General features: G+C 41.3%; 12 protein-coding genes and 1 pseudogene. 1 reads left to right on the forward strand and 12 read right to left on the reverse strand.

The window, feature by feature from the left end:
- Window positions 1-68 precede the first annotated feature (68 nt).
- Genes SM12261_RS08285 through SM12261_RS08295 form a run of 3 tightly spaced genes read right to left on the reverse strand, consistent with a single transcriptional unit; the run spans window position 69 to window position 4,033 of the window.
- Window positions 69-1,829, reverse strand: a complete 1,761-nt coding sequence (locus tag SM12261_RS08285) for an ABC transporter ATP-binding protein (protein ID WP_078228271.1) — start codon at window positions 1,827-1,829, stop codon at window positions 69-71.
- Complete coding sequence (locus SM12261_RS08290; RefSeq protein ID WP_000731780.1) at window positions 1,819-3,588, reverse strand: ABC transporter ATP-binding protein; 1,770 nt, start codon at window positions 3,586-3,588, stop codon at window positions 1,819-1,821. The genes SM12261_RS08285 and SM12261_RS08290 overlap by 11 nt, the downstream gene beginning before the upstream one ends.
- A complete protein-coding gene (locus tag SM12261_RS08295; RefSeq protein ID WP_000360529.1) occupies window positions 3,572-4,033 on the reverse strand; it encodes a MarR family winged helix-turn-helix transcriptional regulator in 462 nt (153 codons plus the stop codon). The genes SM12261_RS08290 and SM12261_RS08295 overlap by 17 nt, the downstream gene beginning before the upstream one ends.
- A gap of 213 nt (window positions 4,034-4,246) precedes the next feature.
- Between SM12261_RS08295 and SM12261_RS08300 the strand changes: the two are divergent.
- Window positions 4,247-4,892 (forward strand): annotated as a pseudogene (locus SM12261_RS08300) (DUF4190 domain-containing protein).
- A gap of 49 nt (window positions 4,893-4,941) precedes the next feature.
- On the opposite strand, the gene SM12261_RS08305 reads toward SM12261_RS08300, so the two are convergent.
- The 9 genes from SM12261_RS08305 to ndk form a co-directional block, all read right to left on the reverse strand.
- The gene (locus SM12261_RS08305; protein ID WP_000532882.1) at window positions 4,942-5,658 is read right to left on the reverse strand and encodes a YebC/PmpR family DNA-binding transcriptional regulator; all 717 of its coding nucleotides are present in this window, start codon (window positions 5,656-5,658) and stop codon (window positions 4,942-4,944) included.
- 96 nt (window positions 5,659-5,754) lie between these two features.
- Window positions 5,755-7,125: an MATE family efflux transporter gene (locus SM12261_RS08310; RefSeq protein ID WP_001036250.1), complete on the reverse strand. Its 1,371-nt coding sequence runs from the start codon at window positions 7,123-7,125 to the stop codon at window positions 5,755-5,757.
- Between the two features lie 115 nt (window positions 7,126-7,240).
- Window positions 7,241-8,395 carry a recombinase RecA gene (gene recA / locus SM12261_RS08315; RefSeq protein ID WP_078228268.1) on the reverse strand — a complete coding sequence of 385 codons (1,155 nt, stop codon included), beginning with the start codon at window positions 8,393-8,395 and terminating at the stop codon, window positions 7,241-7,243.
- 54 nt (window positions 8,396-8,449) lie between these two features.
- Window positions 8,450-9,706 (reverse strand): competence/damage-inducible protein A, encoded by a 1,257-nt coding sequence (locus SM12261_RS08320; protein ID WP_000642690.1) that lies wholly within the window; start codon window positions 9,704-9,706, stop codon window positions 8,450-8,452.
- 77 nt (window positions 9,707-9,783) lie between these two features.
- The gene (gene lytR, locus SM12261_RS08325) at window positions 9,784-10,839 is read right to left on the reverse strand and encodes a glycopolymer--peptidoglycan transferase LytR (protein ID WP_000239266.1); all 1,056 of its coding nucleotides are present in this window, start codon (window positions 10,837-10,839) and stop codon (window positions 9,784-9,786) included.
- A 7-nt stretch (window positions 10,840-10,846) separates the two neighbouring features.
- Complete coding sequence (locus SM12261_RS08330) at window positions 10,847-11,365, reverse strand: GNAT family N-acetyltransferase (protein WP_000455549.1); 519 nt, start codon at window positions 11,363-11,365, stop codon at window positions 10,847-10,849.
- Window positions 11,355-11,798, reverse strand: a complete 444-nt coding sequence (gene tsaE, locus SM12261_RS08335; protein ID WP_000288249.1) for a tRNA (adenosine(37)-N6)-threonylcarbamoyltransferase complex ATPase subunit type 1 TsaE — start codon at window positions 11,796-11,798, stop codon at window positions 11,355-11,357. Before tsaE ends, SM12261_RS08330 begins: the two co-directional genes overlap by 11 nt.
- Before the next feature lie 95 nt (window positions 11,799-11,893).
- Window positions 11,894-12,526 (reverse strand): hypothetical protein, encoded by a 633-nt coding sequence (locus SM12261_RS08340; RefSeq protein WP_000970273.1) that lies wholly within the window; start codon window positions 12,524-12,526, stop codon window positions 11,894-11,896.
- A 129-nt stretch (window positions 12,527-12,655) separates the two neighbouring features.
- Complete coding sequence (gene ndk, locus SM12261_RS08345) at window positions 12,656-13,078, reverse strand: nucleoside-diphosphate kinase (protein ID WP_004239114.1); 423 nt, start codon at window positions 13,076-13,078, stop codon at window positions 12,656-12,658.
- Window positions 13,079-13,286 lie beyond the last annotated feature (208 nt).

Below are 13,286 nucleotides of genomic sequence, written 5' to 3' on the forward strand. Positions count from 1 at the left end.
TGCTTATAGGGAAGCACTTGTCTTCTAGTATAGTGCAGAAAAAGAAGGCCGTCAAGCCTTCTTTGGGTTTATTCTTCTGCTTCGTCTTCTGTAAATTGACTGTTGTAGAGGTCAGCGTAGAAACCAGCTTGCGCCATCAGCTCATCATGATTTCCTTGCTCGATGATATTACCATTCTTCATAACAAGAATCAAATCAGCATTTCGGATGGTAGACAAGCGGTGAGCGATGACAAAGGAAGTTCTTCCCTCCATCAAACGATCCATGGCTTTCTGAATCAATTCCTCTGTACGGGTATCAACAGAAGAAGTCGCCTCATCTAGGATTAGGAGCGGTGCATCTTTCAGCAAAGCACGAGCGATGGTCAAGAGTTGTTTTTGTCCGACAGACAAGGTCACTGTGTCGTCCAAGACGGTATCGTAACCATCTGGTAGAGTCATAATAAAGTGGTGAATCCCTACAGCCTTGCTAGCTTCAATCACGCGCTCATCACTAATACCTGTTTGGTTATAAATGAGATTGTCTCGGATAGTGCCTTCAAAGAGCCAAGTATCCTGCAAGACCATTGAAAAGGCATTGTGTACTTCCGAACGCTTCATATCCTTGGTATCCACACCATCGATACGGATACTTCCCTTATCAATCTCATAGAACTTCATCAAAAGATTGACAATAGTTGTCTTACCAGCCCCAGTCGGTCCGACAATGGCAACCTTTTGACCTGCATGAGCGGTCGCAGAAAAGTCATGAATAATGGTTCGCTCTGGTGTATAACCAAAGGAGACTCGATCAAAGACTACTTGACCTTTCATATCGCTCAATTGTCTTTCTTTATGGGATTCGTCTTCCATTTCCTCTTCAGCTAGGAATTCGAAGACACGTCCCATGGCTGCACTAGCCTGCTGAAGACTAGTAACCCCTTGGGCAATTTGTGAAAGGGGCTGAGAAAAGATACGAACGTAGGCCATAAAGGCAACGATAATCCCGATACTGATGTGCCCATTTAAGGCCAAGGCTGCACCAACGATAATCACCAAGGCATAGCTAAAATTCCCAATAAACATCATAATCGGCATCATAATCCCTGAAATAAATTGAGATTTCCAGATACTATCATACAGACGATTGTTTAATTTCGCAAACTCTTCTTTCGTGCTCTCGATAGCATTGTAACTGGTCACCACATTATGGCCAGAGTACATTTCCTCCACATAGCCATTGACAGCTGCCAAATCTTGTTGCTGACTCTTAAAAAAGCCCTGTGATTTGCCCATAAAGACGGACACGAAAACAAAACCAACAAGAGTTGAAACAACCGTCACCAAGGCTAAAATCCAGTTCATCCCAAACATGGTTACCAAGACTGCCACGACCAGTAAAGTGGATGAAAGAACTGTTCCCAGACTTTGATTGAGGGACTGGGCTGCAGTATCAACATCATTGGTCACACGAGACAAGGTATCTCCTTGAGAATGTCCATCAAAATATCCCAATGGTAGGCTATTGATTTTCTCTGCAATAGCTCTTCTCAAACGCTCTGAAAAACGTTGAATAGCTGTTGTAAACAGAAATGCCTGTAAATAATTTGATAGAAGTCCTATCACATAAATCACGGCCAAAAAACCACCAATAGCTGCAACCGCCACGACATCCACACTTGTTTCCAGACCACTAGCAATAATATTAGTCATTTCCTTGATGCGGGTTGGACCATATACAGTAATGATATTGGATACGATTGTTGCTAGAAAGGCTATCAGAAGGGCAAACTGGAGGCCTGCAAGATAGGGTTTGCTCTGTTTCCAAAGAGACATTTTCTTATTTTCCATGTTCCAATTCCTCCTTCGATAGTTGTGAATAGGCAATTTCTTGGTAAACTTCATTATTAGCTAGAAGTTCCTTGTGGGTGCCTTGTCCCACGACTTTTCCTTGATCCAAGACCAAAATCAAATCTGCATCCATAATCGTTGAAATACGCTGTGCGACAATAAGCTTGGTCATAGACTTGGTTTTCTCTACTAACTCTTGGCGTAGGACACGGTCTGTCTTGTAGTCCAAGGCTGAGAAGGAGTCGTCAAAGATGAGGATTTCTGGCTTCCGAGCTAAGGCACGCGCAATTGCTAGACGCTGTCTTTGACCACCTGAGAAGTTGGTTCCTCCTTGGGACACTTCTGACGCTAAGCCCGCTTCCTTGTCTTCGATAAAGTTCTTAGACTGGGCCAACTCCAAAGCCTGCCACATAGCCTGCTCACTAAGCGGTGTTTCTAGACTTTGTCCAAAGTCTAGATTGCCCTTGACATCACCTGAAAAGAGAACCGCTTTCTGAGGAATATAACCAACTTTGTTGCGCAAATCTTCTAGAGCATAGTCTTGAACATTGACACCGTCCACCAGAATTTCTCCTTCTGACACATCGTAGAAACGTGGAATCAGATTGACTAGAGTTGATTTACCAGAACCTGTTGACCCAATAAAGGCCACTGTTTGACCAGTTTCTGCTCTAAAGCTAACATGCTCGATAACTGCCTCCGAATTTGCCGCATAGCGGAAGGTCACATCCTTAAATTCGACCTGACCTTTGAGGTTTTCATCAGCCAGCTGCACTTGAGCAGGGTTTTGGATAGAAGAATGCAAATCTAAAACTTGATTAATGCGCTTAGCAGAGACTATAGTTCGGGGAAGAACGATGAAGAGTGCTCCCATGAGAAGGAAGCCCATGACAACCTGCATGGCATAAGACATGAAAACAATCATATCACTAAAGAGAGGCAGACGTGCTATCGGAGCAGCGTCGTTAATCACATAGGCCCCAATCCAGTAAATCGCCACACTCAAACCACTTGAAATTCCCATCATGATAGGGTTCAAAATAGCCATAAGACGGTTGACAAACAAATTCAAGCGTGTCAATTCATCATTTGCTGCTGCAAATTTTTCATTTTGGTATTCTTCAGCATTGTAGGCGCGAACGACGCGAATACCTGTTAAACTCTCACGAGTGATACTGTTCAGTTTATCAGTCAGCCCCTGAATCAAGGACTGTTTTGGAAAGGCTAGCGTCATCAAAACAGTCGTCATCAGAACGTTGACAATCACTGCCACAAGTACGGCCCAGAGCCAGTATTCTGAATGACCTAAAATCTTCCCGATAGCCCAGATAGCCATAATCGGACCACGCGTAACTACTTGCAAGCCCATGGTAATCAACATCTGAACTTGAGTAATGTCATTGGTGGTACGAGTTAAAAGACTGGGAATAGAGAATCTCTTAATCTCTGTCTGCGAGTAATCCAAAACTCGGTTAAAAATATCACTTCTCAGCCTACTAGTATAAGAAGCCGCCACTCGGGATGCAAAAAATCCAACTGCGACTGCGGATAAGAAGGCAAAAAAAGACATTCCGACCATCATACCTGCTGGTTGCCATAACTCATCCAAGTTGGTTCCTTGACTTCCCAGCAAATCCGTAATTTTCGAGATATAGGTCGGAACTTCCAACTCTAGGTAGACTGAAAAGCAGGTAAAGAGAATGGCTAGTAAAATCATCCCCCATTCTTTTCTACTAATTCGTTTAGCTAATTTCTTCATTATCTCCTCCTATTCTCTTGATATTTTCCTGTAGTTGACCGAGAACTTTCTCAAAAATCAGTAATTCATCTTCATCAATGTCTTCCATCAACTTCTTGTCTATTCGTTCAAAAAAAGACTTAACCTGTTGCATCTGAGAACGTGCTTTGTCCGTCAAACGAACAAATTTTGCCCGCTTATCGCTAGGACTCGCCTCCAATTCCACCAAACCATTTTGCACCATACGCTTGACCAAATTACTAGCAACAGACTTGGTAATATTGAGTTCCTGCTCGATATCCTTAATCAGGACCAGTTCCTCTTTTTGTTCACAATGATCTAAAAAATGCAGAACCTGCCCTTGAGGCCCACCCATAAATTCAATACCACAACGTTTGGCTTCCTTTTGCACCATCAGGTGAATCTGATGACCAAAACGCTTAAAGACTAACATCGGTTTATCCATACTAACTCCTTTCTAACTATCACATTTAGTTCTCCTAGGAACTAAATAAGTTTCCATGAGAACTATTTTACCACTTTAAAAAGAGATGTCAAGAAAAAGTTTCCATGAGAACTATCTTAGTTTAAATTGACATTAGGCAAGATTTTTTATATAATAAGCGCTCACTACTGTGGGTAGAAATCCATTCACTTAATGAGGAGAGAAAACTTTCAAATGAAACCAGAAGAACAAAGAGTTTTAGGAATCTTAGCAACTATTTTTGGAGCCATCGCACTTTTAGGATCCTGGATCCCGTTTATTAACTATCCATCGTTGTTCATCGGCATCGTCGCATTTATCTTGGGGATTATCGGCCTTATCGTCAACCTCAAAAAACGGAAAACAATGACTATTATCGGAACATCCCTGGCAGTTGCCTCTGTTGTACTTTTCTTTACGACTCAGGTACTATACGCTGATGTCTACAAAGAGTATGCCAAGGAGTTTAACCGTTCCTACATGGATACGAGTGCCTCAATGGAACGCGAAGAAAAAAGCGGCTTGACAGACGATACCTTCTCCTGGACCCAAGAACAGTTCGACGCCTTAATCGAAGGTGACCTTGACAACAAAGGAAAAGGTGGTACCACCTACGAGGATATTATCAACAAACACGGAAAGCCAGATTCCGAGTTTGACTTCACTCTTGGGGGTTACAATACGAAAAAAATCACCTATATCTCTATTGGAGACAAGATCAAGACTGTTACCTTAACTTTTGCAAAACAGGACAATGGAGAGCTCTTGCTCGTCCAAAAACATCAGTCGGTCTAGGTCTAGAAAAAGCAATCAACAAAACGATTCTGAAACCAGATTCTAAGTTCAAATATCAAAAAAACGAACAGCTAGTAAAACTGTTCGTTTTTCTATTAGAATCCATCTACGTTTGTGTAGATCTTTTGTACGTCTTCGTCGTCTTCAAGAACGCTGTAAAGTTTTTCAAAGGTTTCAAGATCATCGCCTGACAATTCCACTTCTGACTGAGGAATCATTTCCAATTCAGTCACTTGGAATTCTTCGATACCTGACTCACGAAGGGCAACGATAGCCTTATGAAGGTCAGTTGGAGCTGTGTAAACTGTGATTGTCCCTTCTTCTGCTTCTACATCATCCACATCCACATCTGCTTCTAGCAATTGCTCAAAGACCGCGTCCGCATCTTCACCTGCAAATACGATAACTCCCTTGTTGTCAAAGAGGTATGAAACTGAACCTGAAGCGCCCATGTTTCCGCCATTTTTACCAAAGGCTGCACGGACATTAGCCGCTGTACGGTTGACATTTGAAGTCAAAGTATCAACAATCAGCATAGAACCATTTGGTCCAAAACCTTCGTAACGTCCTTCTGTAAAGGTTTCGTCTGTGTTTCCTTTAGCCTTGTCCAAAGCTTTATCGATAACGTGTTTTGGCACTTGGGCTTGTTTAGCACGGTCGATAACGAATTTCAAGGCTGAGTTTGATTCTGGATCTGGATCACCTTTTTTAGCTGCTACATAGATTTCTACACCAAATTTTGCATATACTTTAGAGTTAGCTCCATCTTTAGCCGTTTTCTTGGCTACGATATTGGCCCATTTACGTCCCATTAGGAATCTCCTTTTTTCACATTTTAATCTTTCTTATTATAACACAAGTTTTTTCGATTTTCACTAGAGGAAATGGATTTTATTCAGTAAATACAACTAGGATAGCACTTTAGTTGCTAAAATTTCCTTGCCTTCTTTTATCAAGGGGTGACGAAACAGTGAGAAATACAGTTGAATGGTCATGGCAACCCAGATTAAGGGTTCGCAAAGGATAACTCCCTTATATCCTGCCCAAGGGATAATCAAAACCACAAAAGCGATTTTCCCGATTAGTTCGATAAAGCTAGAAACCAGAGGAAGGATTTTTTGCCCCAAACCCTGCAAACAATTGCGATAAATCAACAAGAGACTCAAAATAGGATAAAAGGCTGAACTGATTTGCAAGTACAGACTTCCATTTTCTATCAAGTAACCATTTGTCGAACTAGCCAAGAAGGAAACCAAGGTTGGACTGGCAAAAAAGAGGAAGATACAAACAAAAACTGCCCAGGATATACTTAGACGACTGCCGATTCGAAGTCCTTGAACAATGCGGTCTGGTCGCTTAGCTCCTAGATTCTGAGAAGCAAAGGTCGTCATTGATGCAGAAATAGCAGTCATGGGAAGAAGGGCGAAAGCCATAATGCGTCGAGCTGCCGTCTGGGCACTAATAATCACTGCACCAAAGGTATTAACAGAAGACTGTAAAATCACACTGCCGATCGATACAATTGAACTCATCAAACCCATAGCTAAACCTTGCTCCAAGAGATCAGCGTACAAAGCCTTGTTCCATTTGAAATGCTTGAGTTGAGGCAAAAGTTCTGGCACACTCTTACGGATATAATAAAAGCAGAGAACCGCTGATAAGCCTTGCGAAATGATGGTAGCAAGGCCTGCAGATTGAACTCCCAGATGCAATTGCGTAATGAAATAGAGATCCAGAACCACATTAACCAGAGCAGAGAAAATCAGAAATCCAAGCGCTGCCAGACTGTCCCCAATGGACCGCAACAAACCTGCAAAGAGATTATAGGCAAAGCTGACACCGACACAGGTCACAATCATAGAAATATATTGATAGGACTGGGGAAGAATTTCTGCAGGAGTATCTAGGTATTGCAAGAGAGGATACAAACCAAGAAATCCCAGCAGCATAACTACAATACTCAAAAGAGCACCTAAAATCCAGGTGGCTGCTACTGCTTCCTTAATTTTTATAAAATTCCGAGCCCCGTAATAACGGGCAATGACAATTCCCATGCCATTGCCAACACCAAGAGTAAATCCTACAATCAGGTCAAAAATTGCTGTCGTCGCTCCTACTGCAGCCAAGGATTCTTGACCAAGAAAACGCCCAACAATCAAGACATCAGCAGTATTATAGAGCTGTTGAAAAATATTTGATAGCAAGATTGGGAAGGCAAAACTCAAGAGAGAAGGAAGAATCGGACCATGTATCAGGTCCACTGTTCGTTTTTTATTCATAAGGCTATTATATCAGCTTTCCAGAGGAGCGACAAGAAACAGCAAACTATGCGTGAGCGGAAAACCAGAATAAGGCATCGAAAAAGCAGTGGATTTGCTCCACTACTTTAACAACTTATTCTTCAATTTCGATTTCAAGCTCATCGCCTAGGTCAAGGGTTACTTCTTCATTCACAGAGTCTACTTGAGCTGCTTCATCTTTTTTGCTTTCAGCAATTTCTTCTCCATCAATCAAACCAAATTGAACACGGACTTGATGGTCAATTTCATCAAAGATTTCTGGGTTATCTGCCAAGTATTTCTTAGCATTTTCAGAACCTTGCCCGATTTTCTCATCCTTGTAAGAGTACCAAGCTCCTGCTTTTTTGATGATATCCAAATCGCTTGCGATTTTCAAGAGTTCACCAGTCTTAGAAATACCTTCTCCGTACATGATTTCAACGAAGGCTTCCTTAAATGGTGGAGCCACCTTGTTTTTCACGACCTTGATTTTAGTTTCTTTACCGACATTGGTATCTTTTTGGTCACCAGTTCCCTTGATTTGTGTGCTTCCACGAACATCCAAACGGACTGATGCGTAGAATTTCAGAGCACGTCCACCAGGAGTTGTTTCTGGATTTCCAAACATGACCCCAACTTTTTCACGCAATTGGTTGATAAAGATGGCAATTGTTTTGGTTTTATTGATAGAAGCACCAAGTTTACGCATAGCCTGGCTCATCATACGAGCCTGCAAACCAACGTGGCTATCACCGATATCTCCATCAATTTCCGCACGAGGGACAAGGGCCGCAACTGAGTCGACTACGACAAGATCCACGGCTCCTGAGTCAATCAATTTTCCTGCAATCTCAAGACCTTGCTCTCCTGAGTCTGGTTGTGACAAGAGCAATTCGTCAATGTTGACACCAAGGGCCGCAGCATAAGCTGGATCAAGGGCATGTTCCGCATCGATAAAGGCAGCAATACCACCTTCTTTTTGTGCTTGCGCAACTGCATGAAGGGCAACCGTTGTCTTACCAGATGACTCTGGCCCATAGATTTCAATGATACGTCCCTTAGGATAACCACCTGAACCAAGGGCAATGTCAAGAGCCAAAGAACCTGAGCTCATCACTTGCACCTTTTGCTCCGCACGTTCACCCAAACGCATGATTGAACCCTTACCAAAGTCTTTCTCAATCAATTTAAGAGCGTCATTCAAGGCTTTTTCACGTTCTGCCCCGAATTTTTTTGAAATTTCATCTAATTTTTTTGGTTTTTTCGCCATTCTATTCTCCTACATTCTAATGGTCCTCAGACCTATCTACTATTATATCAAAAGTTAGTCACTTAATAAAGCCTTGCGAACTAGGTTAAAGGCATGCATAACCGCAATGTGACGTACATCTGCTCGACTTCTGCCTCCAATATTGACCTTGATGACCTCAGTTCCTTGCTCTTGAGCCAAGCCTATGAAGACTGTCCCAGCTGGATGTCCTTCTAGGCTATCTGGCCCTGCCACACCAGTCAAACTAAGGCCAAAATCAGACTGGGTCTTGATTCGTGCCTGCTCAGCCATCTTCTGTGCTGTAAATTCAGACACCACACCCTGTTCTTCCAAATCCTTGACAGGAATATCCAACATCTTTGATTTTTCCTCCAAGCTATAGGTTACAAAACCACCCTTAAATATACTTGAAGCACCCGAAAAATCCGCTACCCTAGCTTGGAAAAGACCAGCCGTCAAACTCTCAGCAGACGTGATGGTTTTCCCTTGCCTTTTCAGTTCTTCTACCACAATGCTAGCTAAACTAGTTTCTTCCCCATAACCATAACAAAGATCTCGTAAAGAAAGGCCTTCAAAGGTCTGGCGACCTAAGATTTGATTTTCCAAGATATCCAGCACTTGATTCGCCTCTTCTTGGCTGCTAGCTTTTGTTGACAGACGCAGAGTGACTTCTCCTGTCTTAGCATAAGGGGCCAAGGTCGGATCGGTTTGATTATCAATCAAATCAGACAAAATCGTAACCAACTGGCTCTCGCCAATCCCAAAGAAACGAAGAACTCGGGAATGCAGCTTGCTCCCTGTCATCAACTTGGGTAGAAGTTGGTTTAAAACCATAGGTTTTAATTCACTTGGTGGACCTGGAAGGACAACGTAGGTCACTCCATCGACTTCCAATATTCCTCCCACAGCCAGTCCTGTTTCATTTGGCAGTGGAATCGCTCCTTCTACAAGTTGAGCTTGTCTTTCGTTATTCGGTGTTCGGGCATAGTCTGGTCTCTGGGCAAAAAAGACATCCAACTTCTCCTGCGCCTGAGGATCAAAGACTAATTCTTTCCCTAAAAATTTAGCCAGAGTTTGTTTGGTCAAATCGTCCTCAGTTGGCCCTAAACCACCTGTCAAAATCACTAGACTACTACGTTGACTGGCAATTTCGAGCAAAGACAAGAGACGAGCTTCATTGTCTCCTACAGCCGTCTGAAAATATACATCTACCCCAATCTCTGCTAGTTTTTCCGACAAAAACTGAGCATTGGTATTGACAATCTGTCCTGTCAAAATCTCTGTTCCAACAGCAATAATTTCTGCTTTCATGTTTCCTCCTAACTATCTATTCGTATTTTTTTGAAAAAATCGTAGGAAATTTCCCACGATTTTAACTATAAAATAGATTATTCTACATCTTCTTGATTTGTTGTATTATTAATCGTACCTGTTCCCAAACCGATACCATTTTGGTTTCCAAAAATATCTTCATATAAGACTGCATTTGTCTCTAACTCTGTCACCCTCGGTTTATCAAGTGAGGTTCTCAAAAGATTCTGGATCTCTAACAAATGGTTAGCAGTTACGATTTGGTAAGATGTCCCTTGCAATTCGGCATCTTCTCCTCGTAATTGTTGGGTTTCAATCGTTTTAAACGAGTCCTTGTAACCTAACAAACTTGGGATACTCTTAGCAGATAGATCAATATTAGTCTGCATATTGGTACTTAGGGCTTTTAAGATAGATTGATAGTGACTAACACTATTCAAGCTAAGAACTTTTTCAACAACCTTTTGAATGACTTCACGCTGACGTTTCTGACGTCCGTAGTCCCCTTCTGGGTCCTGGTAGCGCATGCGAGAATAAACAAGAGCTTCATCTCCATTTAGAGTTTGTTGCCCAACACCAATAGAAATAGTATTAAATTCCTCTTGGTCACTAATAGAAATCGGGAAACCTAGCGTGTTATTGACAGTTATACCACCCACTGCATCGACTAATTGTTGTAATCCGTGCATATTGACCATAATATAGCGGTCAATATGGATGTTCATCATCTTCTGAATGGTTGAGATAGCTAATTCTGCACCTCCACCCGCATAGGCGGCATTCAGTTTCGCTTCTTCAATACTACCATCTTTATGCTGAATTTTAGTCAGGATATCACGTTCCAAACTCAACATCATGGTCTTTTTCGTGTGCGGATTAACTGTCAAAAGAATCATGGAATCACTATTTCCCTCCCAAGGGTCCGTTCGTTCTTCGTTTCCAGTATCAACCCCCATTAAAAGGATCGTTAAGGGTTCAGTAGCCTCAATAACATTGGTTTCTTCCCCAATCTTTTTATAGGTTTTTGATAAGGTTTCTGTACCTTGCTGATAAATAGTATAAGCAAAAACACCCACACCTAAAACTGTCACAGCTAGAAAAGCTAGCACCATTCCAATAATTTTTTTAACCATATTTCTATCAATCTATCAGTCTACCCATCAGGTAAACATCTATAAATTTCCCTTCTTCTATGTACGCACCGCGCTCTTGTCTACCTTCAATTACAAAGCCATGCTGTTGATATAAATGAACTGCACCCTGATTGCGAGTTTGGACAGTTAGTTGAAGTCGACGAAGAATGCCACTAGCCTGTGCCCATTCTACGACTTCTTCAAGTAACAAACTCCCCAGTCCATTATTCCAATACTTCTGACCAATCACAATAAAGAGATCTCCAATATGACGAACTCTCTTGCGTTGATCAGCTGTGATATTCACAAGACCAGCAATTTCATCATTCAGCAAGGCCAGTAAAGTGATTTGATTTTCAGAGTGAGCCTGTTTATCCAAAAACAACTCCATCTCAGTATCTGTCATCAAAATGCCATTCCTGTCCAGACTGGTAAAATCTGTTTCTACACTGACACGATTTAAAAATGATACTAATTCAGCCGCATCTTCAACTTCTGCTTCCCTAATGAGCAACTCATACTCCATGTTGAAGCTCCTCTAAAAGCTTTTCTGCACGCAAACCTTTTGCTTGAAAATTCAGTCTGCGACCCTCTTCTTCTTTTAGAATTTCCAATTCTAAATAAGTATCTGGCAAGGCATCACCTAAAAGATGCCCCCACTCGATGACAGTTACCCCACCACCAAAGAGAAACTCATCTAAATCAATAGAATCAGCATCCCCCTCTATACGATAAACATCTAGGTGGTAAAGTGGAAGACGACCTTCATACTCTCTTACGATAGTGTAGGTTGGACTCTTAATCATCTGAGAAATATGTAATCCTTTAGCAAGACCTTTTGTAAATGTCGTTTTGCCTGCTCCAAGTTCACCAGTTAAAATTAAGACATCATTCTTTTCTAATAAATAGCCCAAACGTTCACCTAAGGACTGTAACTCTTCTTCGTTTTTAGTGTACATGTTTCTATTATACCAAAAAGTTGTCCTTTGTCTAGGTATTATCTATGAATTCCATATTATAAATTGTAAAACTAGAACTATCTCTTTTTTTGTTCTTAAAATAGAAACAGTAAGAAGACAACTAACAAGATATCTCTCATCAAATGACTGTAAAATGAAACTTCCCAGCGAATGACTTTTGGCACCAACAGTCCTAGAAATAGCATCCCCAAGGCAATATAAAAGGTCATGGACAATAGCATCCAAGGATTTCTGAGAAAGATTAGAATAGCTAGTCCACTAATAAAACAGATTTCCTTCTTTCCCAAAAACTTTTTCACTCCATTTACATACTTCTGAATCGGCAGAAAAACTAACAAATCAATCCCAAATAAGAAAAAGAAACTCGGTAGAAAGGCTTCCACAAATCCTTCTACGGATGTATTTCCTGCAAGGATATGTTCTATGACAATTAAAGCTAAACCCAAAATATTTACTAAGAGCAAGAGACTATACAAGAATTGTTGCTTATCTTCCTTAAAAACTGAATAATGTTGATTTCCCTGCCCTCTATAATAGTTTAGCCCTGCACCAATACTGGCAAGAAGCAACATGCCAACTAAATAATAGAAGCAGTTTTGATTTAACATCAAGGCCCAAGTAGATAAACTTAAACAAGAACAGCTGCTAAGACCAAAAACTGTCAGCAATAACAAAACTCGAATTTGCTTTTTCATTTTTTCCATCATTCTTCCTCCATACTTGCTCTTATTATATGCTAGAAAGCCTCACCATTGCTAGAATATTTCTCAACTGTCAGTTTTCTACTCTAAAATGCAAAAAAGTTTGACGCAAGTATCCCTTACATCAAACTTTTACTATTTCTCTTCAAACCAAAGAGCAATTTCTCGCTTAGCTGACTCTTCTGAATCTGAACCATGCACAACATTTTGGATAACCTCATTTTCTCCAGCAGCTTTTGCAAAATCACCTCGAATAGTTCCTGGTAAAGCTTCTTCTGGACGAGTTGCACCCATCATAGTCCGCCAAGTTTCAATTACTTTGGGACCAGAAATGATACCTACAAGAACCGGTCCTGAAGTCATAAATTCACGAATCGGTGGGTAAAAACTTTGACCAACCAAGTCCTGATAGTGCTGATCAATTAACCCTTCTGAAACCTTTGTACGCAACTCCAATTTTTCGATTGTAAATCCACGTTGTTCGATGCGTTTCAACACCTCACCCACTAATCCTCTTTTTACACCGTCTGGTTTAATGATAAAAAATGTTTGTTCCATACCTGTCTCCTTTGTCAGCTTCTTTCTTTTATACTCTTCGAAAATCTCTTCAAACCACGTCAACGTCGCCTTACCGTAGGTATGGTTACTGACTTCGTCAGTTCTATCCACAACCTCAAAACAGTGTTTTGAGCTGACTTCGTCAGTTCTATCTACAACCTCAAAGCAGTGCTTTGAGCAACCTACGGCTAGTTTCCTAGTTTGCTCT

Source organism: Streptococcus mitis NCTC 12261, from assembly GCF_000148585.2.
GTDB classification, from domain to species: Bacteria; Bacillota; Bacilli; order Lactobacillales; family Streptococcaceae; genus Streptococcus; species Streptococcus mitis.